This is a genomic window from Cellulosilyticum sp. I15G10I2 (genome assembly GCF_900095725.1).
GTDB lineage: Bacteria > Bacillota > Clostridia > Lachnospirales > Cellulosilyticaceae > FMMP01.
Genome location: NZ_FMMP01000006.1, coordinates 67,460 through 93,881, shown reverse-complemented (window position 1 = coordinate 93,881; position 26,422 = coordinate 67,460). Strand labels below are relative to the sequence as shown.

General features: G+C 35.6%; 26 protein-coding genes. 2 read left to right on the top strand and 24 right to left on the bottom strand.

Features of this window, described 5'->3' with window-relative positions:
* Nucleotides 1-63 precede the first annotated feature (63 nt).
* From BN3326_RS00525 to BN3326_RS21825, 18 genes are all read right to left on the bottom strand, one after another.
* The gene (locus BN3326_RS00525; protein ID WP_069997171.1) at nt 64-594 is read right to left on the bottom strand and encodes a hypothetical protein; all 531 of its coding nucleotides are present in this window, start codon (nt 592-594) and stop codon (nt 64-66) included.
* A gap of 285 nt (nt 595-879) precedes the next feature.
* The gene (locus BN3326_RS00520; RefSeq protein WP_069997170.1) at nt 880-1,626 is read right to left on the bottom strand and encodes a class I SAM-dependent methyltransferase; all 747 of its coding nucleotides are present in this window, start codon (nt 1,624-1,626) and stop codon (nt 880-882) included.
* Between the two features lie 321 nt (nt 1,627-1,947).
* On the bottom strand, nt 1,948-2,310 hold the full coding sequence (locus BN3326_RS00515; RefSeq protein ID WP_069997169.1) for a hypothetical protein: 363 nt from the start codon (nt 2,308-2,310) through the stop codon (nt 1,948-1,950).
* A 297-nt stretch (nt 2,311-2,607) separates the two neighbouring features.
* Nucleotides 2,608-3,381 (bottom strand): SPL family radical SAM protein, encoded by a 774-nt coding sequence (locus BN3326_RS00510; RefSeq protein WP_069997168.1) that lies wholly within the window; start codon nt 3,379-3,381, stop codon nt 2,608-2,610.
* Between the two features lie 442 nt (nt 3,382-3,823).
* Nucleotides 3,824-4,345, bottom strand: a complete 522-nt coding sequence (locus BN3326_RS00505) for a histidine phosphatase family protein (RefSeq protein ID WP_069997167.1) — start codon at nt 4,343-4,345, stop codon at nt 3,824-3,826.
* A gap of 642 nt (nt 4,346-4,987) precedes the next feature.
* Nucleotides 4,988-5,494 carry a 5-(carboxyamino)imidazole ribonucleotide mutase gene (gene purE / locus BN3326_RS00500; protein ID WP_069997166.1) on the bottom strand — a complete coding sequence of 169 codons (507 nt, stop codon included), beginning with the start codon at nt 5,492-5,494 and terminating at the stop codon, nt 4,988-4,990.
* Complete coding sequence (gene purK / locus BN3326_RS00495) at nt 5,478-6,674, bottom strand: 5-(carboxyamino)imidazole ribonucleotide synthase (protein WP_069997165.1); 1,197 nt, start codon at nt 6,672-6,674, stop codon at nt 5,478-5,480. The genes purE and purK overlap by 17 nt, the downstream gene beginning before the upstream one ends.
* A 28-nt stretch (nt 6,675-6,702) precedes the next feature.
* Nucleotides 6,703-7,956, bottom strand: a complete 1,254-nt coding sequence (gene purD, locus BN3326_RS00490) for a phosphoribosylamine--glycine ligase (protein WP_069997164.1) — start codon at nt 7,954-7,956, stop codon at nt 6,703-6,705.
* A 2-nt stretch (nt 7,957-7,958) separates the two neighbouring features.
* Complete coding sequence (gene purN / locus BN3326_RS00485) at nt 7,959-8,540, bottom strand: phosphoribosylglycinamide formyltransferase (protein ID WP_069997163.1); 582 nt, start codon at nt 8,538-8,540, stop codon at nt 7,959-7,961.
* The gene (gene purM / locus BN3326_RS00480; protein ID WP_171903733.1) at nt 8,528-9,568 is read right to left on the bottom strand and encodes a phosphoribosylformylglycinamidine cyclo-ligase; all 1,041 of its coding nucleotides are present in this window, start codon (nt 9,566-9,568) and stop codon (nt 8,528-8,530) included. Before purM ends, purN begins: the two co-directional genes overlap by 13 nt.
* Before the next feature lie 60 nt (nt 9,569-9,628).
* A complete protein-coding gene (gene purF / locus BN3326_RS00475; protein WP_069997162.1) occupies nt 9,629-11,026 on the bottom strand; it encodes an amidophosphoribosyltransferase in 1,398 nt (465 codons plus the stop codon).
* Nucleotides 11,027-11,037: 11 nt separating this feature from the next.
* Nucleotides 11,038-11,742 carry a phosphoribosylaminoimidazolesuccinocarboxamide synthase gene (gene purC / locus BN3326_RS00470; RefSeq protein ID WP_069997161.1) on the bottom strand — a complete coding sequence of 235 codons (705 nt, stop codon included), beginning with the start codon at nt 11,740-11,742 and terminating at the stop codon, nt 11,038-11,040.
* A 47-nt stretch (nt 11,743-11,789) separates the two neighbouring features.
* Complete coding sequence (locus BN3326_RS00465; protein ID WP_069997160.1) at nt 11,790-15,515, bottom strand: phosphoribosylformylglycinamidine synthase; 3,726 nt, start codon at nt 15,513-15,515, stop codon at nt 11,790-11,792.
* A gap of 278 nt (nt 15,516-15,793) precedes the next feature.
* Complete coding sequence (sigF, locus tag BN3326_RS00460) at nt 15,794-16,519, bottom strand: RNA polymerase sporulation sigma factor SigF (protein WP_069997159.1); 726 nt, start codon at nt 16,517-16,519, stop codon at nt 15,794-15,796.
* Nucleotides 16,520-16,550: 31 nt separating this feature from the next.
* Nucleotides 16,551-16,979, bottom strand: coding sequence for an anti-sigma F factor (gene spoIIAB / locus BN3326_RS00455; protein WP_069997158.1), 429 nt, complete (start codon nt 16,977-16,979; stop codon nt 16,551-16,553).
* A gap of 23 nt (nt 16,980-17,002) precedes the next feature.
* A complete protein-coding gene (locus tag BN3326_RS00450; protein WP_304441245.1) occupies nt 17,003-17,344 on the bottom strand; it encodes an STAS domain-containing protein in 342 nt (113 codons plus the stop codon).
* A gap of 112 nt (nt 17,345-17,456) precedes the next feature.
* Complete coding sequence (locus BN3326_RS00445) at nt 17,457-18,839, bottom strand: tetratricopeptide repeat protein (protein ID WP_069997157.1); 1,383 nt, start codon at nt 18,837-18,839, stop codon at nt 17,457-17,459.
* Between the two features lie 33 nt (nt 18,840-18,872).
* Nucleotides 18,873-19,025: a hypothetical protein gene (locus tag BN3326_RS21825; RefSeq protein ID WP_171903731.1), complete on the bottom strand. Its 153-nt coding sequence runs from the start codon at nt 19,023-19,025 to the stop codon at nt 18,873-18,875.
* 259 nt (nt 19,026-19,284) lie between these two features.
* On the opposite strand from BN3326_RS21825, the gene BN3326_RS00440 reads away from it, so the two are divergent.
* Together BN3326_RS00440 and BN3326_RS00435 are read left to right on the top strand one after the other, a co-directional pair.
* Nucleotides 19,285-19,650: an ArsR/SmtB family transcription factor gene (locus BN3326_RS00440; protein ID WP_069997156.1), complete on the top strand. Its 366-nt coding sequence runs from the start codon at nt 19,285-19,287 to the stop codon at nt 19,648-19,650.
* 21 nt (nt 19,651-19,671) lie between these two features.
* Nucleotides 19,672-20,862, top strand: a complete 1,191-nt coding sequence (locus BN3326_RS00435; protein ID WP_069997155.1) for an aminotransferase-like domain-containing protein — start codon at nt 19,672-19,674, stop codon at nt 20,860-20,862.
* 37 nt (nt 20,863-20,899) lie between these two features.
* Here the strand turns inward: BN3326_RS00435 and BN3326_RS00430 are convergent, their stop codons facing one another.
* The 6 genes from BN3326_RS00430 to fliB all read right to left on the bottom strand — a co-directional run bounded on the left by BN3326_RS00430 (nt 20,900) and on the right by fliB (nt 26,254).
* Nucleotides 20,900-21,763, bottom strand: a complete 864-nt coding sequence (locus BN3326_RS00430) for an ATP-grasp domain-containing protein (protein ID WP_069997154.1) — start codon at nt 21,761-21,763, stop codon at nt 20,900-20,902.
* A complete protein-coding gene (locus tag BN3326_RS00425; RefSeq protein ID WP_069997153.1) occupies nt 21,760-22,659 on the bottom strand; it encodes an ATP-grasp domain-containing protein in 900 nt (299 codons plus the stop codon). Before BN3326_RS00425 ends, BN3326_RS00430 begins: the two co-directional genes overlap by 4 nt.
* A 183-nt stretch (nt 22,660-22,842) precedes the next feature.
* Nucleotides 22,843-23,289 (bottom strand): hypothetical protein, encoded by a 447-nt coding sequence (locus tag BN3326_RS21340; RefSeq protein ID WP_069997152.1) that lies wholly within the window; start codon nt 23,287-23,289, stop codon nt 22,843-22,845.
* Nucleotides 23,290-23,372: 83 nt separating this feature from the next.
* Entirely contained in the window at nt 23,373-23,993 is a 621-nt protein-coding gene (locus BN3326_RS00415; RefSeq protein ID WP_069997151.1) for an epoxyqueuosine reductase QueH, read from the bottom strand.
* Nucleotides 23,993-25,027: a tetratricopeptide repeat protein gene (locus tag BN3326_RS00410; protein ID WP_069997150.1), complete on the bottom strand. Its 1,035-nt coding sequence runs from the start codon at nt 25,025-25,027 to the stop codon at nt 23,993-23,995. The genes BN3326_RS00415 and BN3326_RS00410 overlap by 1 nt, the downstream gene beginning before the upstream one ends.
* A 30-nt stretch (nt 25,028-25,057) precedes the next feature.
* A complete protein-coding gene (gene fliB / locus BN3326_RS00405; protein ID WP_069997149.1) occupies nt 25,058-26,254 on the bottom strand; it encodes a flagellin lysine-N-methylase in 1,197 nt (398 codons plus the stop codon).
* Nucleotides 26,255-26,422 lie beyond the last annotated feature (168 nt).

The window sequence follows — 26,422 nt, the reverse complement described above, 5'->3', positions numbered from 1 at the left end:
AGGCAAGACCCAAAATAGGCAAAGCGAACTTGAGTGCATTGTTATGTGATGTAAAGCCGAGCCTCACTCTATACCTTCAATAAAAACAATATCAACATCTGGAAATAGGTTTTTATATCTTTCTTCAGCTTTATCGCGTATAGGTGAATGGTAAAAAACATATTTGAATTGACTCTTACATTCACTTACTTTTATTATATCTTTCTTCATTTTTTGATTGTTCTTTGGGTTTGACGTAGTAAAAACTTCAGCTGCAACAACCCCATCTTTAGAAAATATATCTGTTCCACTCTCGGTTCCCAAGCAAAGTATTAATGGAACGTTGTTGGGATGTTTTTTAAGTAACCATTTAGCAGCTATAAAAGTTAATTTATATGTAAATTGTTGATTTAACTGCTCAATTAAATTTAGATTTCTGTTTTCTAACGGGTCTCTTCCAGAATCACAAAACTTTAATTGATACAATAATTGAAACTCACTCAAACTATTGCAGAATTGAGTCAATTTCAAATGAGTTTCTTTGGCTGATTTTACTAATTTATCTTCGAGGATATCAATATCACTAATTTTTTCAACTACAATCTTTCGATTCATCCTGTCCTCCTTTACTAGGCTTTTATTTCACATAACGTCCTCGCACTCAAGACGTTCCTCAGCCTTAGATAGCTCTTATCTTAGGCTGAGGAATGTGCTTTGGCTTCAACTTCTAAAAAGGTGCTACCCTAATCAGCCAAAGCGAACTTGAGTATTTTGTTATAAGAAGTTGACTCATTCAGCTTCTAAGCTACTTCCCTAGTTTTTTCCTTGTTTCTCTTTTTTAACACATAATATAAGAATATTGCGAGGAAATCTACTAAAGATTGTGCTCATTTTGCGTGGTTAGGCTTTTCTTGCTTTTATAACAAAGGTTACAGGGAACATCTTCGCTCTTTTTACAAAAAAACTGTTATCATCACATGATTCAAGGATTTCATTATCGGTTTCCTCAATCATTTCTTCAATAATAAATCCTGCTTTTGCCAAGGCATTCACATAGGTTGATAATTTGCGATCTGATAAATTTAGCTCACCCTGACTAAAATCAAGTGGCACTGTATACCAAGATTCATCGAAATAACATTTGTTAAAAGAAAATTTATTGTTTTCTGTAACAACACATTTATGTATAGGATGAGACCAACTAAAAATAAAAACACCATCTTTTTTAAGATAAGAAGCAATGCGGTTGAAAGTACCATCAAGGTCGGTTGTCCAGCCTATAGCATAAATAGAATAAACAAAGTCAAAATAATCCTCTGGAATGCCACAGTTTTCTTCCATCGGTGAACAGATAAATTTTGCTGACAGACTGCACGTTTTCAAATGGTGTTTCGCCTTTTCGATTTGCTTTTCTGATATATCTACACCCCATAGTTCAAATGCTTTGCGTTCCCCATGATATTGCAAGGAACGACCGTTTCCACAACCTATCTCTAGCATCTTCTTTCCCGCGACGTCGCCAAAAAGCTTGCACTTTTCTTCCGTGATAAATGCTCCATACAGCGGAAGCACAATTGCTCCCAAAACGTCATTTCCTTTTGCATCCCAATAGGAGCTATTTGTCTTATAAACCGCACTCTTGTCCATCCCTACACCTTCCTATTATGTAAACAATCTTTGTTTTGTAATATCTTATACGTTTATATTAATTTTAATTATATATATACTGGGTGTTTTTGACCCAAAAGGAATACCCCGACATGAATGAGGCAATTTCTTATAACGTCTCCGCACTCAAGACGTTTTTCAGCCTTAGATAGTTCTTATCTTAGGCTGAAAAATGTGCTTTGGCTTCAGTTGCTAAAAATGTTCGACCCTAAGCAGCCAAAGCGAACTTGAGTGCATTGTTAGAAGAAGGCACCTGCGACAAACTAAAGTATCTACAATCACTAAAATCTTTTATCTTGATCACTCTTTGCTTAAGCCGGCCTTTAACATATACTCCTCATATGCCTCCAATACCTTTCGTTGGCAAATTTTCTTCCATAATTCTCTAAGTTCTTCTCTCTTTAGTTCATTAACTCCATCTGGTTCCATATCTCCACCAAAACCAATCCATCCATCTTCGCCTAGAACTTCTCCAAATTTTTCTGTACATGCTATTGAATCAGGTGTTTCTGTATATGTGACAAATGGGCACTCATTTCCGATGCAATGATATCCAGGTAAATTAATACCATACTTACAGAATTCTGGAACATCAGATCCTTTGCATTCTTCTTCCCATCCATAAGAACAAAAAACTTCTAATAATAAGTGTGTAATCGCCAATTCAATCTGTCTCCTTAATTATTTAATCTATTATAGATTCAGATTGTTATTAGACCGTCGAACTTAATGCCCTAAAAAACAATCTTATAAACCTCCAAATCTGATCACTATCCCGTGCTTTCTTCTAACGTCTCCGTATCTCCGACGCCTCTGAACTGTACCCACATAGCCCTTCTTCGTAGCGGTGTTTGCACCCAGTGAAGAGGTGGGCGCAGCGAACGGAGATATATTGTTATATGGAGTAAGTCCATAATGCCCCAAAAAATTACCTTAGATATTTTATATAGGGCCTACCCTCTAATCAAATACAAACTTAATTCTAGGATGATTTTTCCATTTTTTTCTTAGTTCTTCAATATACTTGTTTTTATCCTCATATAAAATTTCTAAATATGTTTCTTCAAGTCTAGGATACTTTTCTTTTATATACTTTAACATGCTGTTTCCTGTTTTACTATTTGGATTAATTCTTAATTTATCAAGGTATACAGGAATTTCACAGTTCAAACTCTCAATCATTAAATCTACATCAGTTATACCTGGTAAAACAGGTGTAATAAAAGCCCATACGCCTATTCCCATATTATGTAGTTTATTAGTTAAATCAATACTCTTAATATTTGAACATGTTTTAACCTTTGATAATTCATTCATATTAGATAGTCCTAGTAATACATTAATCTCAGCAGTATATCCTTTTAGGATATCTATATCTCTAAAAATAATATCCAAATTACTTTTTGTAGTTATCATAATTGGAATTTGTAATTTATTTAGTTCTATAATGCATCTTCTTGTAAGTTTATACTTTTCTTCAATATTCATATAAGGGTCACACCTACTCCCAATATATATGAATTTATCTTTAGGCCAGTCTCTTAAATCTCTTCTTATTAAATCTGGCATATTTGTCTTAATTAGTAGCTGCTTATTCCATTTGTCATCATCTAATTGAAAACAATATGGACATCCCATAGTACATCCATCATATGGATCAATTATCGGTATCTCTCCTCCATCAGGTGGATATTCATAAGTAATAGCCTTATTAGCTATAATTTCTCTAATCATTATTTCCCCCTACACTATTTAATAAATAAACTTTATAGATACTAGCTAATGTTAAGATAACTTTACTATTTTTTGAATATTTATACTAGACTTGTAATTCCAGTTATGTTATCATAGTGTAAATAGTATTTTTGGAAATAAACCAGTTGCTGAACTCTTCAGTAACTGGTTTTACTTGTAGTTCAACACCTCAGCTACTTTTAAGACCTAAGAGAGCTTCTCCGAAATTTATGAACTTATTTCATATAACGTCTGTGATTCCAGACGCCCTCGAAGTATGAGAGGGTGTGCGAAGCGCACTGGAATCAGCTTGTTATCTGATGGACGATGCACCATGACTCGGCTGCCGACACGATGTAGGCTCCTCAAATAATATACACTATATAAAGTATGCAAGATAAATTTTATTCTACCAGTGCTGAACAGCTCATAATTTTGATTTTTAGTTTTCCAACATAATCAACTCGCCTTTTTCGATAACCCTTTTACTAAAATCATAGTTCTTGGGCTTACCCTTGAAATAATAATTGATTACCCGTACGTTTGCGGCATGAGTAACGATTAAAACGTTTTTCCCCTTTTGTTTTTCCATAATTATATCGCATAAATCGCAGTTCCGTTTTATAAATGCTTCGAAGCTCTCCGTGCCCATATTACCTGTTTTAATTGCTTGCCAAAATAATTTCATCGCTTCCTCAGTTTCCTCCATACCCTCAAACTCGCCACAGTTTATTTCTGCAAGCCTATCATCAAACACAATCGGGCCTTTATAGATAATTTCACTGAATTGGTGCGCTCGTGCTTGTGGGCTACAAAAACATGCGTCCAAACTGACCCTCTTTAAGTTCTTGGCTTGCAGCTTTGCCTGCGCTATTCCTGTTTGATTCAAATAGGTATCTGTACATCCGTTAAACCTTTTAAATAAATTCCAATCTGTTTGTCCATGACGAACTAGGTATATCATAATTATTTATCCCCCTTATTATATAAATAATCTCTATATCGCATTTTAATGTTATTGTTCCTTAACAAAGGCCCTAAAGACCGACTCTAGTTTAATCCGAGCCACGGTTGGTGAGGCCTTTACGCCGTCTTTCAGATAACTTAAATATCTTCGCTATGTACGTCGTTATATATTTATAAATTAGTGGTATTCCCGACGTTGATGTCGTGAAATCTTACTTTAGCTTACAATACTCTTTCCTATTAAGTTACATACATTATACCAAATTTCTCTATCTACACAAACGAATTTTATATTTAATTATAAATTTTTATACTATTCCGTTTTTTACCTATCTAGCTTTATTATATTTTAAGAATATCTGTCGATTTTAGAAGTTAGCTGTAAGAATTAAGGTAGCTTCTAGCTTGACTCAGTTTTGGCTATGTAGAGCGGAAAAGATGATCGGTATCCCTGCCATTTCTGTGGCCCCGCATCAACTATCTTTTTTCTAATCCTAAAGTCGCTCAATATAAAAAAAGCCAGCAGCATCTCTTAAATGCAACTAGCTTATCCCACTTTACTCCATTTTATTATATTTATAATCAAAACTTCTTTTTACATCACATATAGCCTAAGGTCTCTTACTCTGAAGTCTACAACTTAACTCTCTGCAAGTATATCCTCAAGGTCATACCCAATGCCCTCTTTCATCTTCCGAACATACTCACCTAATTTTTCTCTAATCTCAGGATGCTTAATGCCTACGATCCTTGTAGCCAGTATCCCCGCATTTTTTGCATTATTAATTCCCACAGTAGCTACAGGTATTCCGCCTGGCATTTGCACGATTGAAAGCAGTGAATCCATGCCATCTAATTCCTTGAGTTTAACAGGTACCCCGACGACAGGCAGAAAGGTCATCGACGCCACCATTCCCGGCAGATGGGCTGCACCGCCTGCTCCAGCGATAATAACTTCTATGCCTCTTTGTTCTGCATCTTTCGCATATTCATACATTCTTTCAGGAGTTCTATGCGCTGATACGACTTTGATCTCATAAGGTACCTGGCATTCTTCCATAATCGCGGCAGCCATTTTCATAATCCCTAAATCTGATTGGCTTCCCATAATAATCCCCACAATTGGTGCTTTATCTTGTGCTTTCATTTGATCTTTCCTCCTCTACGGGTTTAACTTGTATACTATAGAGTGCTTCTCTCGCCTTAAGTAATGCCAGATCTCCAGTTTCACCCAAAGCTGTTATGTGTCCAATCTTCTTAAGTGGCTTTGTATCTGCCTTACCATATAAATGAAAATGACAGTCTTCCATCTCTAAAATATTTTCTACCCCATCAATGCAATACGCACCATCTACATCCTCACTACCAAGTAAGTTGTACATGGCACAAACTGATCTTAATTTGGTCGATCCAAGAGGCATACCAGTTATAACTCTTATAATCTGTTCAAATTGAGAAGTAATACACCCTTCGATAGAATAATGTCCTGAATTATGAGGTCTAGGAGCTATTTCATTGACTAAAATATTCCCCTCAATATCCACAAAGAACTCAATACAAAAAATCCCATAATCATTGATTGTCTCAATAACCTTCTGAGCTGCTTCTTGAATCTTTTCTTCTACTTTCTCTGTAATACCCGCTGGAACTATTGTATGGATAAGAATACTATCCTTATGGCTATTTTCTGCTACAGGATAAAAAACGATCTTCTCATGGTTTTTGGCAACGATGATAGATACTTCCTTGATATAGTCTACAAATTCCTCAGCCATCAGTTCATACCCTGAAAGCATCTGATAAGCTGTCTCAAGCTGATCTCTATGTTTAATAATCGCATTACCCTTACCATCATAACCTCCCGTACAGCTTTTTAACACCAACTTCCCACCAAGCTTGTCAAAAGTCTCAGTAAGTTCCTCTAAGCTGTTTACGGTATAAAAGTTTGGTACAGGAATTCCAGCCTCTTTCAGGGCATTTTTTTGCACAAATTTATTTTGAATCATCCTCAGCGTACGTGCTGATGGATAAATAGTATAGCCTTCATTTTCTAATATACTAAGCAGTTCCACATCAATATGTTCAAATTCATAAGTTAAAACATCCGTTCTTGCAGCCAGCTGTCTTAAAGCTGCAAGATCTGAAAAATCAGCTGTAATCTGCTCATCTGCAACCTGACCAGTAGGTGCATTAGGCTTTGGATCAAGTACAATAACATTATATCCCATACGCTTTGCTTCATGCGCCATCATACGACCAAGCTGTCCCCCACCAACAATCCCAATAGTCGAAGGAGGTGCCAACCTTTTAATTTCTCTTGCATTCATCTTTTCACCACCTATTCAAGCAAGACTTTTACTTTGCAATATCCGTTCGATACTGCATGCCATAAAATCTAATCTTTTTAAGTTCTTCGTAAACATTAGCTCTAGCTTCTTCTAGATTACCAGCAAGACTCGTAATAGCCAACACCCGGCCACCATCAGTCTGAATTTCATCTCCAACCTTTTTAGTACCTGCATGGAATAAATAAGTTTCTGGATTAAGTGTATCTAGTCCCTCTATTACATCCCCTTTATGAGAAGTCTCTGGATATCCTTTGCTAGACATTACAAGGGTAACACTTTGTCTTTCGTCCCACTCCATGTTAATCTCATCAAGTCTTCCTTCAATACACGCATTACAAATCTCAATTAAATCAGTTTTAAGTCTTGGCAGTACACTTTGAGTTTCTGGATCTCCAAAACGCACATTAAACTCAAGCACTTTGGGTTCACCATTTTCTATCATCAGCCCAATAAAGAGTACACCTTTAAAATCTAAGTTTTCTTTTTGAAAACCAGTTATAATAGGCTCAAGGATCTTTTTATCTATAACTTTTTTAACATCAGCTGTAATAATGGGATTGGGTGAAAAACCTCCCATGCCACCTGTATTAAGGCCTTTATCATCATCTAAAGCACGTTTATAGTCGCGGGCTGTTTCCATAGGTACAATTGTTTTACCATCTACAAAGCAAAGGAGCGAAGCTTCGATACCTGTAAGAAACTCTTCAAGTACAATTGTATCTCCGGCACCTTCAAATTTGCCGCTGAAGATCTCTCTAATTTCTTTTTTTGCATCTTCGTAGCTTTCACAAATAAGTACGCCTTTACCAGCAGCTAAGCCATCTGCTTTAACAACAACCGGCAGGCTAAAATTTTCTACCTCCGCTACGCAAGCCTCTACTTCATCACTGTTAAAACTTGCATATTTGGCTGTAGGAATATCATTTCTCATCAAAAATTCTTTTGTAAACCGCTTACTGCCTTCAAACTGTGCACATACTTTGTTTGGGCCAAACACTTTTATCCCCAATGCTTCAAATCTATCAACAATCCCTAGAACTAATGGCACTTCAGGTCCAACAATTGTAAAATCTATTTGTTCATCTTTGGCAAACTCAGCCAAAGCATCTATTTGATCTGCTGCAATAGGCACATTGGTAAAGGCTTTTGCTGTACCGCCATTGCCTGGTGCTACAAAAATCTGTGCATCTGTATGAAATCTTTTAACTGTATCTGCAATAGCTGACTCTCTGCCGCCATTTCCTACTATTAATACTTTCATTTTTAGGCTCTCCCTTCTAAATGTGCAATTGCCTCAACTAAAATTTTATGTTCAATCTCTTCTAAAATCCTTTTTTGAAGGCTCTCTGGCGTATCGTCTGTGTACACTTCTAATTTCTTCTGAAGAATAGTATCTCCCGTGTCAATACCAATGTCCACATGATGAACAGTCGCACCGCTTTCTTTCTCTCCGGCAGCGATAACTGCCGCGTGGACATGAATACCGTAGTAGCCTTTACCACCATATTTAGGTAAAAGTGAGGGATGGATATTAATAATTCTTCCTTTGAATGTTTCTACAAGTTCTTTATCGATAATCTTTAAATAGCCCGCCAGTACAACCAAATCTACTTCATAAGCTTTAAGTGTATTTAAAAGTTTCGCATCGTAATTTTCTTCTTTTGGATTAATAAAAAGTGCTGGCAAGTTATGCTTTCTCGCACGTTCAAGTCCATAAGCCTGTTCTTTATTGGAAATCACACAGACTATTTCACTTTTAAGCTTTCCGCTTTCTACTGCATCAATAATACTTTGAAGATTGCTGCCGCTGCCTGATACTAAAACCCCTAGTCTTAGTCCTCGCATAAAACAACACCCTTATTGCCGCTTATGATCTCACCTATAACTTTAGCTTTTTCTCCAATACGATTAAGCGCAGTTAGCACTTTATCATGATCTGCTGCGTCAACGACCATCATCATTCCAATTCCCATGTTGAATGTATTGTAAAGTTCATCTACACCTAGATTAGAAGTTTTTTCTAAAAAGCTATAAACTGCTGGTTTTTCAATTTCTTTAAGATTAATTTTAGCATCTACACCTTCTGGTAGCATACGAGGTACATTTTCAATAAATCCGCCTCCTGTAATATGGGCAATGCCTTTTATCTTAGCTGCTTCTTTAGCTGCTTTTACTGCTTTTACATAAAGTTTAGTTGGTTTAAGAAGCGCTTCTCCGTAAGTTTCTCCAAGCTCCTCGCTGTATGCGTCAAGCTGAACACCAGCTACTTCTACTAATTTTCTAACAAGTGAATAACCATTGCTGTGTACCCCTGATGAAGGCAGCCCAATAATCACATCTCCCGCTTTAATATAGCTGCCATCTATCATATCTGCGCGGTCTACTATACCTACTGCAAAACCAGCTACGTCATATTCACCATCTGGATAAAAGCCTGGCATTTCTGCTGTTTCCCCGCCAACTAAGGCACACATACTTTCTTTGCAGCCATCTGCAATCCCTTTAACAATGCTTGCAACATGCTCTGGGGCGATTTTACCTGTAGCGATGTAGTCAAGGAAAAAAAGCGGCTCTGCCCCTCCGCAAATAATATCATTAACACACATAGCTACTGCATCTACGCCGATCGTATCATGTTTGTTCATATCAAAAGCAAGCTTTAGTTTTGTACCTACTCCGTCCGTTCCAGATACAAGTACAGGTTCTTTCATGCCGCTAAAAGCTGCAAGAGAAAAGGCCCCTCCAAAGCTTCCGATATCTGTTAGTACCCCTTTTGTAAAAGTTGATTTAACGTGCTCTTTCATCTGTGCAACAGCTTCATATCCGCGGTGTACATCCACACCAGCATCTTTATATGTGATTTTATTAGACATAATGTCCTCCTTATAAGCATCAAAGATTCCCTAGACATTTGCCTAGGGTATAGTTTCAAATTAACATTCTGAAGGCTGACATTCAATAGGTACTTCCATTGGATATCTTCCATTAAAGCAAGCTTTGCAGAATTGACTTTTGTGGCCACAAGCTTCTCTTAGTTCTTCTTCTCCAAGATAAGTCAGTGAATCCGCCCCTAAATATTCACAAATTTCATCTACTGTTTTATTTGCCCCAATAAGATATTCTCTATAAGGGGTATCTATTCCAAAATAACAAGGATATTGTACAGGAGGTGAGGTAATACAAACATGGATTTCACGAGCCCCAGCCTTTCTGATTTGTTCTACAATACGTTTACAGGTTGTCCCTCTTACAATGGAGTCATCAATCATAATAACTTTTTTACCTTCTATATTTTGTCTAAGCGGCGATAGTTTGATTTTTACTGCATTTTCTCTCATCTCTTGAGTGGGCTGTATAAAGGTACGTCCTATATATCTGTTTTTAACAAGCCCTTCTCCATAAGGAATCCCTGATTCTTTTGAATAACCTATAGCAGATGGTATCCCCGAGTCTGGTACTGGAATAACAATATCTGCTTCAAGCTTTCTCTGTTTAGCAAGAAGTCTGCCTGCATTTTGTCTGAACTCGTAAACACTGTCTCCATCTAATACACTGTCTGGTCTGGCAAAATAAATAAGCTCAAATACACAGAGATGTTTTTGGCACCAATTAGCAGGCTCAATACTTCTCATGCCTTCTTTATCAATCATCACAACTTCACCTGGCTCTACATCTCTTATAAACTCTGCATCAAGTACATCAAGGGCACAACTTTCTGATGCAAACACATAGCCATCCCTAAGCTTACCAATACAAAGCGGCCTAAGTCCATGAGGATCACGAATGCCAATCAGACTTTCTCCTGTTGTAATCACTAGTGCATAAGCACCTTTTAAAAGACTCATTGTATTTCTAATCCCTGTTTCAATCCCACGTCTGCTATGTCTTGAAACTAAATTCAAAATGGATTCTGAATCTGTTGTGGTTTGAAAAATAACACCATCATCTTCGAGCATTTCTCTAATGCTTTCACTATTGACCAAATTGCCGTTATGGGCAAGTCCAATGTCACCTCTTTTATATTTAGCTACAAGAGGCTGTGCATTCCTAACATCTTTATCTCCAGCTGTCGAATATCTTACATGGCCTATTGCAATGTTTCCTTTTAAATCTTTTAGTGTCTCTTCACTAAAAACATCTGATACAAGTCCCATGCCTTTATAGTTCTCTACGATGCCGTTATGATTAACAGCAATCCCAGCACACTCCTGCCCTCTGTGCTGCAGGGCAAAAAGTCCATAATAAGCAAGACTTGCTGCATCTTTTTCATTTCTATAGATACCTATAACGCCGCATTCTTCATGTAAAGAATCTTCTTGTAAAAATTTCATAAGGTTATCTCCTATTTGGTTACTCTATTTAACATTTCTTGATAAACTTCTTCTACTCCGCCAAGATCTCTTCTAAAACGGTCTTTATCAAGTTTTTCATTTGTCTCTACGTCCCAAAACCTACATGTATCTGGTGAAATTTCATCGGCTAAGATAATCTTACCGTCCACTCTGCCAAGTTCAATCTTAAAATCAATAAGCTTTACGCCAATTTTCTTAAAATGCTCTACTAAAAGCGCGTTAATTTTAAAAGTCATTTCACGCATTTCTTTAAGTTCTTTTTCTGTTGCAATATCAAGGGCTAAAATATGATAGTCATTAATCATAGGATCTCCAAGCGCATCATTTTTAAGACAAAATTCCAGGGTGGGATTTTTAAGTACTGTGCCTTCTTCTACCCCAAACCTTTTAGAAAAGGAGCCTGCTGCCACATTACGTACAATCACTTCAAGCGGTACGATTTCTACTGCCCGAACAACAGTTTCTCTCTCATTAAGTTCTTTTACAAGATGTGTTGCAATACCGTTGTCTTCAAGCATCTGACACATAATATTACTCATACGGTTATTTACAACACCTTTACCCACAATAGTGCCTTTTTTCTCGCCATTAAAAGCCGTTGCATCATCTTTGTAACTTACAATAAAAAGTTTTGGATCTTCTGTTTTGTAAACTCTTTTAGCCTTGCCCTCGTATAATAATTCTCCCTTTTCCACGAATCATTCCTCCATCAATGTTTAAAATAAAAAATAAATTTTTTATGTTATTTAAAATAGGCCACACCGGATAAAAAGATTTGTTGGTCTTTGTTGCCTGGTATATTTTTGTGTACAAATTTGCCTACACGCTCACTATGTCCCATTTTACCGATGATTCTGCCATCTTCTGATAAGATCCCTTCGATATTGTGCATGCTGCCGTTAACATTTACACTGCCATCACTGCTTACAAAGCCATCAGCATCTACATATTGGCTAAATACCTGCCCTTTTGCAATCAGTTTCTGGAGTAATTCATCTGGTGCTACGAAGCGGCCTTCTCCATGAGATAATGGTATTTCATAAATTTCTTCAAGTCTTGTATGATTAAGCCAGGGTGACTGCACACTGGTAATTTTTGTTTTTGCCATAAGAGAAATATGCTTGCCTATTGTATTATAAGTAAGCGTTGGTGAATGTTCATCCATCTCTCTTATTTCACCAAAAGGTAAAAGTCCAAGTTTAACAAGTACTTGAAAACCATTGCAAATCCCCAAAATCAAACCATCCTTTTGATAGAGGTGTGCATGGATTGCTTCTTTAAGCTTCTCATTTCTAAAAGCTGCTGCAATAAATTTACCGCTGCCATCTGGCTCATCTCCTGCTGAGAATCCCCCAGGAAAAGCTATAATTTGTGATGTTTCTATAGCTTGATTAAGCTTTTTGATAGATGCTTCTATTGATGCATTCGTACGGTTAACAAATAATACTTCCTCTACCTCTGCGCCTGCATTTAAAAACGCTCGTCTTGTATCATATTCACAGTTCGTTCCTGGAAAAACTGGAATAACAACCTTGGGTTTAGCAACTCTATTTTTTGCTACATAAATTTTTCTTTCTGCTTTATAAGTAGCATCCTGTGCTTCACTGTTATGATCTGCTTTATATGCAAAAACCTTTTCAAGAGGACTTAAGATAGCTTGTATAGCTTCTTTAATGCTATAGCTTGCCTCATTAATTGCAATGATATTTTCCTTAGTTGTAGAACCAATAATCGTAAAGATTTTGCTGCTAAGACTATAAGCTGTCTCTTGACTCACTTCTAAAATTAGATCTCCATAGCTTGCATCAAACGGTACTATATGCGCTGGAAGCTGAATACTTGCTCCAATTTCATTACCTATAGCCATTTGTGTAATAGCAGCAACTACGCCACCTTTACCTATCGCATAAGCACTTTGGATTTCACCTTCTCTAACGAGTGTATAAATAGCTTGGTAGGCCTTATGCATATGCTGGAAGTCTGGCATCAGCTGGTTATCTCTTGGTATACTTACATACACTAAACTATTGCCCGCTGCCTTTAAACTTCCACTGATGCATGTGCTCGCATCCCCTAGATTACAGGTAAAAGAAATAAGTGTTGGCGGTACACTCATATTTTCGAATGTCCCAGACATACTGTCTTTCCCGCCTATTGCGCCAATCCTAAGCTCTTTTTGCGCCTTAAGGGCACCTAAAAGTGCTGCTACTGGTTTTCCCCATTTAGCCGCGTCTTCTCCTAGTCTTTCAAAATACTCTTGAAAAGATAAATAAGTCTTTGTATAATCTGCCCCTAAGGCTACTATTTTAGCAATACTTTCGACTACAGCATAAAGGGCGCCATGGAAAGGTGACATTTCGGATAAATATGGATCAAAGCCGTGCGTCATGTACGTTGCAGCTGTTGTTTCCCCCTCTATAACAGGAACTTTTGCTACCATCCCTACCTCTTTTGTCAACTGATTCCGGCCACCGTAAGGCATAAGCACCGAACCAGCTCCAATCGAACCATCAAACTGCATCCCTAAACCTTTTTGAAGTCCTACATTGAGGTCTTTAAGCGTGGCTAAAATAGTATCTTTAGACAACTCTTTTACTCGAATTTGAATCTCGGGTGCTGTTACTTTAGCTGTTCTTTTTTGAGTTACACCTGCACTGTCTAAGAAATTTCTGTTAATATTAACAACTTCTTTGCCTCTCCATGTCATCACAAGATGTTTTTCTTCGGTCACTTCTGCAACGCATACTGCATTTAAGTTTTCTCCGTGGCAAAGCGCTATCATATGATCAAGGTCCTTGCGCTCGATCGCAATTGCCATTCTTTCTTGAGACTCAGATATTGCAAGCTCTGTAGCATCGAGTCCCATGTATTTAACAGGCACTTGATCAAGATCTATTCTAAGCCCTTCAGCGATTTCACCAATGGCTACACAAACCCCGCCTGCTCCAAAGTCATTACAACGCTTGATACGTTTTGAGAAAGCCGGGTTTCTAAAAAGTCTTTGGAGCTTTCTTTCTTCTACTGGATTTCCTTTTTGAACTTCTGAGCCACATTCTTTAAGTGAGTCTTCTGTATGTTCTTTAGATGAGCCAGTTGCCCCGCCGCAGCCGTCACGGCCGGTTGCCCCACCTATCAGCAAAATAACATCTCCCGGTAGTGGTTCTTCACGTTTTACATGGCTTTTTTTAACAGCGCCTACTACCGCCCCTACTTCTAAACGCTTTGCCTTGTAACCTTCGTGATAATATTCTTTAACTTCACCTGTTGCAAGACCAATTTGATTACCATAAGAACTATAGCCTTTAGCTGCTGTTTTTGTAATCACTCTTTGTGGTAATTTACCAGGCAGTGTCTCTTCTATCTTTTCGTTAGGATCAGCTGCCCCCGTTACACGCATTGCTTGATAAACAAAGGCTCTGCCTGAAAGTGGATCTCTTATAGCGCCGCCAAGACAAGTTGCCGCGCCTCCAAAAGGTTCAATCTCTGTAGGATGATTATGGGTTTCATTTTTAAAGAGAATAAGGTACTCTTCATCTTTCCCGTTTACTTTTATTGTATCTTCTATAGTACAGGCATTAATTTCAGCTGACTCTACAAGTTCCTGAAGCCCGCCGTTCTTTTTAAGATGTTTTACAATAACAGTTGCCATATCCATAAGTGAAACTTTTTTCGCTTTATCTGTATAAAGAGCTTGTCTCATGCCATAATATTCTTCAAGCGCTGTTTTAATAGGCTCAGCAAAACGGCCTTCTTCTATTTCTATTTGGGTAAGTTCTGTCATAAAAGTTGTATGTCTGCAGTGATCTGACCAATAAGTATCTACTACCTTAAGCTCTGTATAGCTTGGATCTCTGTTTTCACTGGCAAAGTATTTTTGGAAATAGATAAGATCCTCCAGACTCATGGCAAGTCCTTCAGATTTTCTAAAAGCTTCTAACGCTTCTTCTTGGAAAGTGATAAAGCCTTCTAATTGTTTTATATTATCAGGCGTAGGATAAGTCATATCTAAGGTATCTATAGGGTCAAGTGATACTTCTTCTGCTTCAATCGGATTGATAACACTTTTTTTAATTTTATTCTTTTCTTCTTCTGTAAGGCTGCCACTAATGATATAAACTTTAGCTGTTTTGACGATAGGATTTAAATCGCTGTTTATAGCACGCATACACTGTACACATGAATCAGCTCTTTGGTCATATTGTCCTCTTAAGTAACTTACTGCAAAGGCATATTCACCTAGATCATTTAATTCTTCCTCGTAAATAACATCTGATTGTGGTTCGGAAAAAATAGTATTCAGAGCTTTTTTATAAACCTCTTCTGTAATATGCTCTATATCATATCTATTTAATAAGCGTATGTCCGTTACTGAATCAATGTATAAAAAATCTCTTATTTCTTTTTTCATACGTTTAACTTCTACATTAAAACCTTTTCTTTTTTCTACATATACTCTGAAAACACTCATCGTGGTTCCCCTTTCGTAAGTATTAACCTTTTAAACTATTTCAAGCGTATCATAAAACCAAGGTATCGTCAATAATTTTATCGAACAATATTCCCGTAAAATTGATTATAGTTCATGTGTCATCTCTAAAATATAACTATATTATAGACTATATACATTTTTTATAGTATTTATACGTATTTTTGCTAAAACTAATACTATTTTTCCGAACATTTTTTTATTATAGAGTATTTTATAGTTTTATTGTTCGGATAAACTTAAAAGGACTAGCCTTTTGGCTAGTCCTTACTGGTTAACATAGATCTCATCTTTTTTAAAATTCTTTTTTCAATACGTGAAACTTGTACTTGAGATATATCAAGCAACGTCGCAATCTCTGTTTGCGTACGATCTTCAAAGTATCTTAACATAATAATCTGCTTTTCGAGCGGCAATAAATATTTAATCATTTCACCTATAACAATCTTGTCCACTAAATCGTTTTGTTGTGTTGGTGATTGATCAATTTTATCTGATAACGTAATTGGCTTACCGTCACCTTGATAAATGACAGCATTTAATGATTCAATTTCTGCATTTGATTCCAGCGCTTCAACAACTTCTTCAACGCCAAGATCAAGTCCTGCCGCAATTTCATTAATAGTTGGTTCTCGGTTAAGGTCTTTGATGAGCTCTTCTTTTAACATGCGTACACGGTACGCTGTCTCTTTTAAAGATCGGCTGACTTTAATCATCCCATCATCTCTAAGAAATCTTTTTATTTCTCCAACAATCATAGGTACAGCATACGTTGAGAATCTTACATTAAAGCTTAAATCAAATTTCTCTATGCTTTTAAGAAGCCCTATACTTCCTATTTGAAAAAGATCCTCCATATCATAGCCACGATTACCAAATCTTCTTACTAAACTCCAAACAAGTCCCATATTTTCTTGTACCAAAAGACTCCTGGCTTCATTATCTCCATCTTGTGCCCTTTTAATAAGCTCTAGGGTATGATCCATTTTATCCCACCTTTCCCCAGGTTATAAACTCTTATACCCCAAGAGACTTCTTCATCTTTACAGTTGTCCCATGTCCTACCTCAGAAAAGACTTCTACTTCATGCATCATAGACTGCATCACAGTAAAGCCCAGCCCTGCTCTTTCTTCATCTATAGATGTTGTATAAAGCGCAGTCATCGCTTCTTCAATATTGTGTATACCTTTTCCCTTGTCAATAACCTCTATACTTATGACTTCATCTTCATAGGCACATTTTATACATATCTCACAATCATCTCTATTCTCATAAGCATGAATAATACTATTTGTAACGGCTTCTGATACAGCCATTTTAATATCATATAATTCTTCCATGGTAGGATCAAGCTGTGATACAAATGCAGCTACAGCTACCCGTGCAAATGATTCATTTAATGAATTACTTGAAAATTGTATTTGCATACTATTTTTCTTTGGCATTAATATGTCCCCCTAAGTTAAAACTATGCTAAAGCATCAATAGCTTCTTGTTTGCTTGAATAAGTCTTCATTAATTTATGAATCCCTGACATAGCTAATATTTTTTCAGCTTCTGGTGATACATTGAAGAGTCCTATTTCACCACCACATATCACAACACTTCTATATCTTCCCATGAGCATTCCGATTCCGGAACTATCCATAAAATTTATGTTGGCAAAATCAAATACTAGATTTTTAGCTCTTCTTTTTTGGTATTCTCGATCAACAGTTTGTCTTATTTCAACGCAAGTATGATGATCAAGCTCACCCTCTAAAACAACCACTAATGTGCGATTTACCATTATAAAATCAATTCTCAACACTTACCCCTCCTTCTTGCAAAATATAGCATATCATTAGAATATTATATTTTCCAATAATTGTCAATAATTTTCCATTTTTTAGGTGATACAACCTATTAAAGGGGCATATTCATTATTCTTGTAAACCTTTTAGTTCTGCTGCTGCCCAGTTTGCTTCATTAGTTCCTGGATTTTGTTCTACAACGGTATTAAAATAGTACTTTGCTTTTTCAGCATTACCTTGTTCTTTTTCAACGCGTCCCAAATAATATAAACTTTTTCTTAATACATCTGCCGTTGGATCATAAAGTATAGCCTTCTCAAGTTTTGTCTTTGCCTCTATTAATTCTTTACGGTTAAAGTGTCTGTATCCTTCGTCATACAAAGTTCTTCCAACTCTTGGATAAACTTCTTTCTTTAATTCATCATAGCGCCTAGCAGCTTCTTCATCTAATAAAGACGGTGCTACATTATATAAGATTTCAGCGGCCTCTATCCACTCTTTATTATTTTTCATAATAGTCGCTTGACTCAATTTTTCTTTTTGAGCTATTTTAGAAGTGGCAAGCTCTATATCTTGTTTTTCTTCCATAAGCTGTTGATTTTCAGCTTTTAACGTATCGATCTCATCTTGGCTTTTTATCCGGGTCTCTTCAAGTAATCCCTTTAGTTTTGTCTCAGACTCTCTTAGATTAGCAACTGTATTTTCATAGCTTTTAGTTTTATTAGGTGTAATTAAAGAGCTTTGGATAATAAACATAAATAAACTACCGATTATAAAATACATCACATAAATCGCTAATGCATGGCCCCTATTAATAACCTTAGAAGGCTTAACATAATTATTTTTTGATTGTTTAGGAATATATTCAAGCTCATACGGCTGTATCGTTGCAGTATCCTGCTTACTAAGCATCTTAAAATAACTAAGAGCTTTCATATCTGATGCATCTATTGCCAAAACATTCTTAATCTGTTCATTTGCTTTATAAAATTGTTTTTCTTTTATATAACATAAAGCCAGCAGATTTCTTGCTTCCGTAAGATTGCTATTTAAGCTGACAGCTTTTTTAAGTCTTATAATGGCCATATCATTATTCTTTTGTTTTAAATACATCAGTGCTTTATTATAAAGTGAAATAGAATCCTTATAGGTTATCAGCATCTTAGGCGAATTTTGTATTTTATCAATATATTCCACTGCAATATTATCTTCTTTGCTTAAAGAAGCGCTAATAATCCACTGTTTAAGAGCGGATCCAATTTTACCCATTTCAAAATAAACAAGTCCTAGTAAATTTCGAGCGTCTATATTAAATTTATTAAAATAAACAGCCTTCTTTAGATAAGTAGCTGCTACTGTAAGATTTCGCTCTTGTGCTTCTTGATACCCCTTAAAATAATACAGTTTGCTTTTTTCGTTGATTTTTTGTACCCATTCTAAGTCTTGATCACAACGGGTACATTTGCTGCTATTATCTATTATCTCCCCACAATATGGACACACATACGCCATAACCCCGCTCCTTACATTCTAAGATTAGTTCTATTACTCGTGATTTAAATATTCTGTCTTTTTAGGATTAATTGCTTTAAGGATATCTATTAAATCTTTCATATCATCTTGTTCTATTCTATCTTCAATATGATCTACATCTAATAGTGGTTTAAACTTTTCAAGCTCTTTTTTAAAATCTATCATACCCTATCCCTCCTTATCGTTAAGTCCTTAAACATTTTAGTATACTATTCTTAATATTTAGCAAGCATTTGTCTTCTAGCTTGGTAATAACACTCTTTTAAATAAGATTTTTCTCACAATTATTGTAAAATATTCTCTTTTCATAGTACATCTATATCTACATATTATCAACCTCAAAATTGTATTTTATATGAATTTCTCATATAATCTTGACACTTTTTATAAAAACCCGTACTCTATTGATTAAAAGGTTACGGAGGTGATTAGATTGGCTAATAAAATAGACCTTTGCTCTTGCACAATTATTCACCAAGATGTCGTAGAAAGAGCTACTGCAGAGATGCAGGATCATGAGATTTCAATTAAATTATCTGAGCTTTTTAAACTGTTTGCAGACCCTACGCGTATTAAACTGCTTAATGCACTCTACATTTCTGAAATGTGCGTTTGTGATATTGCTGCATGTTTGAATATGACGCATTCGGCTATATCGCATCAACTTAGACTACTAAAAATGTATAATCTTGTAAAATCACGCAAAGAAGGTAAGGTTGTTTATTACTCTCTTGCTGACTCTCATGTTACGGATATCCTCTCTAAAGGACTTGAACATATTAATGAATAAAAACAGAAAGCGGGTGATCCCTTGAATCAACTTTTTTCAGACAGAATACTAAATAGTAAAAAATCATTTATTCGCGAAATACTAAAAATTACTAATAATAAAGACATTATTTCTTTTGCAGGCGGACTTCCAAATCCTATTTCTTTTCCTACAGCTGCACTACAAGATGCCATGAATACTGTAACTAGTAAAAATGGCTCACATGTATTTCAGTATGCGACAACGGAGGGCTATTTACCTTTAAGAGAATATATTGCCAAAAGATATCAAACGAAACACGGCTTAACCATTAATGCTGATGATATTCTCATAACCAGCGGCTCTCAGCAGGGCCTCGATCTTATTGGTAAAGTTTTTTTGAATAAAGATGATCATGTTTTAATTGAAAAACCCGGTTATCTTGGAGCAATCCAGGCTCTTTCGTTATATGAACCCCATTTTCATCAAGTTGACCTCTTTGAAGATGGCATTGATTTAAATCAATTTAAGACGCTTTTACATCAGCATAACATTAAATTATTCTACTCAGTGCCAAATTTTCAAAATCCAACAGGCATCACTTATTCAAAAGCCAACAGAGAAGCTCTGGGTGGTATGCTTAATGACACGCAGACTGTTTTAATTGAAGATGATCCTTATGGCGAACTTAGATTTATAGGTGAAGATGTGCCTTATATACAATCTTTTAGCAGCAATCCCTCAATCCTATTAGGTTCCTTTTCCAAAATCGTAACCCCAGGCATGCGTATTGGCTGGATTTGTACAACGCGTCCCGAAATAATGGATAAGCTTATTATTGCTAAACAGGCTTCTGACTTGCATACTAATTACTTTTCTCAAAGAGTTATTTATCAATATCTGATAGATAATAACTTAGAAGAACACATCAGCCATATTAAAAAACTTTATAAAGAACAACGGGAAGCAATGCTACTTAGCATCGCTGAATATTTCCCAGAAAATATTAAAATCACAAAACCTGAAGGCGGTATGTTTTTATGGGCAACTCTACCTGATTCTATGTCTTCGCTTAAACTTTTTGAGCTTGCATCCACTTTAAAAGTAGCTTTTGTTCCTGGAGAACCCTTTTATGTAGGCGAAATCCCGCAGAATACTTTGCGTTTAAATTATACAAATTCAGACCCCAAAACTATTGATGAGGGCATCAAACGTTTGGGCCAAGCTATTAAAACACTGCTTGCTCAAGCTTAAATATTGTACTTAGTTTGCTATTATATAAAAAACACTGTTACCTAAGATGTGTAACAGTGTTTTTTATATAATGAATATATTCTTTTGCAGTATCTATCTGTCCATACTGATAAAGCGTCCGGCTGCCAACTACATCTTCTATTTCATTAAATAGAAATGCGCCTTGCCTGTTAATCATAAAATCTATCCCTACAAAATCACTTTTTAAATGCTTAATTATACGCTGAACATAGGCTTCGTTCTCTTGAGACAAATGATAGCGCTTCGCCGTACCACCTAATGAATAATTTGATCTAAAATCATTCATCGACTCTCTTTTAATGGCTCCTAAAATCTGGTCTCCCATCACAAATACTCTTACATCAACCCCAGGCTGATCACATCGCTGCTGAATTAAAAATTCATCATCCTTGATAAGATTAAGGTACTTTTTAATAGTCTCTTTATTGATACACTGAAACACTTCCTGTCCGCCATGCCCAGTTGCACTTTTTAATATAACTGGGAACGAAATTTGCGCTGTCTCTAAATCCAAATATCTTTTACTATAAAAAAATGTATTTAGCGCTGGTATGCCCAATTGGCTAATCATTTGATGCGTCCTCGCCTTATGATTACATAGGTGTGTAATGCGGTATGCATTATAAACTCTTATTCCCATAATTTCTAAATGCTTTGCAAAAAAACTATCTCTAGACCTATTAATAACTATCTGAGGCAAAGATTTCTTTCCCTCATAAGCGATTGATAGCACATTTTCTTCCATACCTAAAGCTATTTTTTCTCTTAAAACAAGCTTTAAGTTTATCTCAGATGCTTTGGCATAAGTGATTAACGCATTGATAAAGTAGCTATTTTTAATAGTATCTTCTGTATTATAAACAAGCCATCCTTGTATCATTGTCTCATTTCCTTTAAAATATGTCTTAAAATATATTCAGCTACATTAATCCCTGTACAGATCTGTATATTTTTAATATGTGCATTAGAATTAACTTCGCATAATAGGGGCTCATCATCTTTTCCAAAAAGAAGATCTACTCCGGCAAAATCAGCTCCTATTATTTTACATACACTACGAGCAAGTGCTTCAAATGCCTTAGGTGGATTGTAGTTTTGCATCTGTCCCCCATTTGTAACATTAGCCCTAAAATCTATATCTGAGGTACGCAGCATCCCAGCAACTACGCGACTGCCTACTACATTAAGTCTTACATCTCGCCCCTTACTACTTGATACAAATTCTTGGTAAATATGAGGAATGCTAATTAATTGTCTGCGCTTCATAATAAGCTCCTCTCTGTTTTGAACTAAATAAACCTGTTCACCAAATGATCCATAACTTTCTTTAATAACGATCGGATAAGTCAGTTCATTTTCTACAGCATCTATATAATGCTCTGAATCTTCTTCAAATCCTTTGAAAACCAGAGGTGCAATAATTGTCTTTGGCATGTTAATGCCCTGGCTTGCTAACACCTGAAAAGTTTGAGATTTATCATCACATATACCTATTACCCTTGAACTATTAAATACTCTAATGCCCATTTGCTCTAACTGATAAGCAAGCCTTATATCTTTATCTAAATAAAGTACAAAATCAGGCAGCTGCATTATTTTCTTTCCATGTATAAAGCATGTACTGCGTTCTATTCCCATTAATAACTCATTATTTAAAACAAGTTCTAAACTCATCCCCAGTGTCAAAGCGCATGCCTTATATAAGTCAATAATCTCCATAAATTTAGAAGTCTTAAGATATCCATTCGAAACTATCCAGCCTCTTAACTTGTCCATAGTTCACGCTCCTTTTACCCGACTATTATAACACTGATTATCTTAAATACATACTCTCATTAATTATTTTCAACATCATCCCCTTTGTTAGTCTCTCTTATAAAAGTATAGGCTGTAGAAAGAGTTGCAATAAATACGCAACTTTTCTTACAGCCTATACTTTTATATTTTTTTAATAGAACATTATTCCTGCAAACTATCCACTTCTTCTAAATCCTCTATTTGCTCAAGTTCTCCTGGTACTTCTTCTGTTTGAGATACTATTACTTCATCTTCTTCTTCTACTTCTTGTATGCTTACTGGCATTTCTTCAACTTCCGCTTGTTCTATTTCTTCTATTTCTTCTAGCTCCTCTATTTCTGGAAGCATTTCTTCTGACTCTATCTCTTCTATTTCAAGCGGAGCTTCCTCAACTTCTGCTTCTTCTATTTCTGGATATATTTCTTCAAGCCCTAGTTCTTGAAAAACTTGCTCAGCTTCAGTTTCTTGTATGTTACCCATTGCTTTTGTGTCCACCTCTTCTTCACTTGTTATACACTTCGAACTTTTTGCACATGATCCAAATAATACGATACCAACTATAATAATAATAACAGCAATAATAAATACGATTATTACTTGACTCGTCATTTTATTCTCCCCCTTAAATAGTTTCATACTAATACATATTCATAAGTATAGGAGTTATATGACATAATCCTCATAAACGTCTCTTAGTTTTTTGAATGCTGTTTTGAATAAGAACATCCACAATAATCCTGTCTATAAAGATTATAGGTACGGCTAAGCTCTGTTGAACGTTTATAGCCTTCTCTTTTTTTAAAGTCTGAACAAAGATAGGCTATCCCGTATACTTCTTGCAATTTCTCTCCTATTTCATTAAGCTTATTGACATTTTTAAGAGGGCTTATTGTTAGGGTAGTGGCAAAATAATCAAACTTTAAGCGCTCTGCCGTCTCTGCTGTTTTTTGAAGGCGCATCTGATAGCATAAGAAACATCTTGAACCGCCTTCTTTTTCAGCTGCCAAAGGACTTGCCATCTCAGTATACACCTCGGTATCATAGGCGCCTTCAATGAATTTAACAGGATACTTAGTAGACATTTTATCAATTAAATCTTTTTGTTCCTTGGCTCTTTTAACATATTCTTCTGTTTCATCGATATTAGGGTTATAATAAAATACTGTTATATAAAAGTAATCAGATAAATAGGCTATTACGTAACTGCTGCAAGGTGCACAACAGGAGTGCAGCAAAAGTGTAGGAACTCTCTGTGACATTTTTAACTGTTCTAAAGTTACATCTAATATTTTTTGATAATTTATTTTGTTCATTAGCCTCTCCTATTAGCTGGTTGAATCTCACCTGTCTTTATAGCGTGTTTACCTTGTATATATTGGATTAATTTTTTAAAAACAGGATCATCTGTATCCATCTGGTAAGCTTTTAAAATATCTGATTTTGCTTCTTCAGTATTGCCAAGATTGTAATAGGCTATCCCTCTTTCTGCAATGGCCTGTGTATCATTTGGATTGCTGGCAATATACTTATTCAAATAGCTTATACATTGATTATAATTTTCTTTAAGACCATATAAAAGACCTAAACAATAATAAGCTTCATTATGATTTTTTTCAAGCATAATAATCTTTTTATAAACTTCTAAAGCCTCATCATACATCTTAAGGCTTAGCAAAATACTCCCTTTACATTCATAGGCCATTACTAGGTCAGGTTCAAGCGCAATCGCTTTATTAAAGCATCTAATAGCTTTACCATACAAGTCTTTCGCTAAAAACGTATCTGCTTTTGAAAAATACATTTCATAATCCGGAAAAGTTAAAACAGACTGAGCCGTTAAGTCCTTCTCATTTAAAAGGGTATTAAACTTTTCTCCTTGATAGTTATGAATATACATTGTTATATCTTTAAGTAACTGTATATCGTCTGTAAACCACAGGGGTTCTGCTAAATTTTTTACATCCAGCAGTCTAAGTTCTGGAGGAAGCAGTGTACTCTCCTTAGCTTTAGCTAGAATACTATACCGCATCTCTATCCTGTCACTGTCTAATGTAAGTACTTCTTTTTTATGGCGATAGACCTTAGCATTTTTATACCATCCAATAACTTTGTTTTCATCTTCATTATTTTTTGAAGTCCATACTACGAGCACATCCTCAGCCACTTCATCCTCAGCCAAAATTCCATCTAAGTTTTCTATAGGTATGTACGCGAGTCCATCTCCATACCCATAATAATACCCATTAATATTTTGGAAGTTATAGCCGCTTAAAGGCGTAATTTTTTCTTCATCCCCTTCTCCTGTATAGTATTTCATCCATGGAATAGTTATAAATAATATTTTCATCTGTTGATTCCCTTCTACTCTCTTTTTTATTTAAAAGGATTTTGTATGACTCTGTAAATCTTTTAAAATAGTTGTAAAAGATTCATCATCATGGTCAAAAGTCTTTGAAAGTGCTTGTATAAGCATAATAAGTGCTTCTTTTGTAAAATGCTTATTGTAGTATGCTATCCCCACAATGTGTAACTTAATAAGCCTGTAGTACAAACTCATTCGCTTAAAACTTTCAATTGGATGCTTGTGATCAAGCGGCATACATCTTTCAAAAGCATAATTTACAAAGTAATTTTCCAACATATAGCCATGCGTTATTATAAATGATTCATAATATTGCTTACAGCTTGTCTCGTAAAGGATACCCGCTTGCTTTAAATCATCACCTTTAATTGATAATCCTAAAAATGTCTCTTCCAAACATTGCCTATACCTGCTAGACTTTATCTTTTTCTTTATGCTAAAAGACTGAAGTGCTTTTATGAGATGAATAGTTTCTTTTACGTCATCTGCATAAGATTTTATATTACTAGTATTCTTATTCTTAGCAACCATTTCATTGTAGCTCCCGATAAGCTCCGGAATCTTTTTAAAAGAAGCATGGGCGATATGTTTTTCTAAATCTCCCATTAAAGAGCCAATACGTTTTATTCTATTTTCTATCAGCTCATTTCTATTTTGTAAAATACTTATAATTACTGCTCGCAGCTCATAAAAATAATCCTGCCACTTTGTAGGTTTAAGCCTATTAATCCTAAGATCTGCACTTATTACATTTACATTCGCTAATACATCTAAATTTTGAAAAGCAAGTGGTTCTTTACTCAGCAGCACTTGCCTTGCGGCTTCTGGACAAGAACAAATCAATGAACATTCTAAAGTATTATTGATACGATTGATAGTTCTTGGATAAAGGGTACATGTATAGCTTAAATAATCTTTGCCTAGTGTACTATAAATATCACATAATCCTTCCTGAGACAAAAATGCACATCTGCCGTTTTTAAGTTTAATCTTAGCTGCATGCTCATAAGTAGGATTTGAACGTTTTTGAACAATTTCCCGCTCTAATCTCCCTTTAATCCGCTTATCCTTTACTTTCATATATTTTTTATAAGTTTCTTCATCTATAGGGATATGCCACCCTACGCAGCAGCTATCTTCACACGCCCCTCCTATACATGTAAAATTTTTTATATAGTGAGGCGCTATTATTTTTTCATATTTTTTATTCACAATTGTCTATACTCCTCATATTATGGTTAATTCTATTCTAATACTAACCTATCTTTATGTCTAGTTCCTCTCATTTGTCACACCCTGCTTCTTTTATATGCAAAATATTTTATTTGTTAATTTTTTAATTTAATGTTTTCTTTTTTGTCATTTAAAGTTATAATAACC

Bases quoted from the DNA above. Each gene is read 5' to 3' on its own strand.
- purE (WP_069997166.1), bottom strand. From the start codon at position 5,494: ATGAAAGCACAAGATAAAGCACCAATTGTGGGGATTATTATGGGAAGC.
- purN (WP_069997163.1), bottom strand. From the start codon at position 8,540: ATGCGAGGACTAAGACTAGGGGTTTTAGTATCAGGCAGCGGCAGCAAT.
- BN3326_RS00410 (WP_069997150.1), bottom strand. From the start codon at position 25,027: ATGAAAATATTATTTATAACTATTCCATGGATGAAATACTATACAGGA.
- BN3326_RS00525 (WP_069997171.1), bottom strand. From the start codon at position 594: ATGAATCGAAAGATTGTAGTTGAAAAAATTAGTGATATTGATATCCTC.
- BN3326_RS21340 (WP_069997152.1), bottom strand. From the start codon at position 23,289: ATGACGAGTCAAGTAATAATCGTATTTATTATTGCTGTTATTATTATT.
- BN3326_RS00445 (WP_069997157.1), bottom strand. From the start codon at position 18,839: ATGGCGTATGTGTGTCCATATTGTGGGGAGATAATAGATAATAGCAGC.
- BN3326_RS21825 (WP_171903731.1), bottom strand. From the start codon at position 19,025: ATGATAGATTTTAAAAAAGAGCTTGAAAAGTTTAAACCACTATTAGAT.
- sigF (WP_069997159.1), bottom strand. From the start codon at position 16,519: ATGGATCATACCCTAGAGCTTATTAAAAGGGCACAAGATGGAGATAAT.
- spoIIAB (WP_069997158.1), bottom strand. From the start codon at position 16,979: ATGCCAAAGAAAAATAGTATGCAAATACAATTTTCAAGTAATTCATTA.
- purF (WP_069997162.1), bottom strand. From the start codon at position 11,026: ATGAAATTTTTACAAGAAGATTCTTTACATGAAGAATGCGGCGTTATA.
- BN3326_RS00430 (WP_069997154.1), bottom strand. From the start codon at position 21,763: ATGATACAAGGATGGCTTGTTTATAATACAGAAGATACTATTAAAAAT.
- BN3326_RS00510 (WP_069997168.1), bottom strand. From the start codon at position 3,381: ATGATTAGAGAAATTATAGCTAATAAGGCTATTACTTATGAATATCCA.
- purM (WP_171903733.1), bottom strand. From the start codon at position 9,568: ATGTCTAATAAAATCACATATAAAGATGCTGGTGTGGATGTACACCGC.
- purK (WP_069997165.1), bottom strand. From the start codon at position 6,674: ATGAATGCAAGAGAAATTAAAAGGTTGGCACCTCCTTCGACTATTGGG.
- BN3326_RS00465 (WP_069997160.1), bottom strand. From the start codon at position 15,515: ATGAGTGTTTTCAGAGTATATGTAGAAAAAAGAAAAGGTTTTAATGTA.
- BN3326_RS00505 (WP_069997167.1), bottom strand. From the start codon at position 4,345: ATGATATACCTAGTTCGTCATGGACAAACAGATTGGAATTTATTTAAA.
- purD (WP_069997164.1), bottom strand. From the start codon at position 7,956: ATGAAAGTATTAATAGTAGGAAATGGCGGCAGAGAGTCAGCTATTGCA.
- BN3326_RS00415 (WP_069997151.1), bottom strand. From the start codon at position 23,993: ATGAACAAAATAAATTATCAAAAAATATTAGATGTAACTTTAGAACAG.
- BN3326_RS00425 (WP_069997153.1), bottom strand. From the start codon at position 22,659: ATGGACAAGTTAAGAGGCTGGATAGTTTCGAATGGATATCTTAAGACT.
- BN3326_RS00520 (WP_069997170.1), bottom strand. From the start codon at position 1,626: ATGGACAAGAGTGCGGTTTATAAGACAAATAGCTCCTATTGGGATGCA.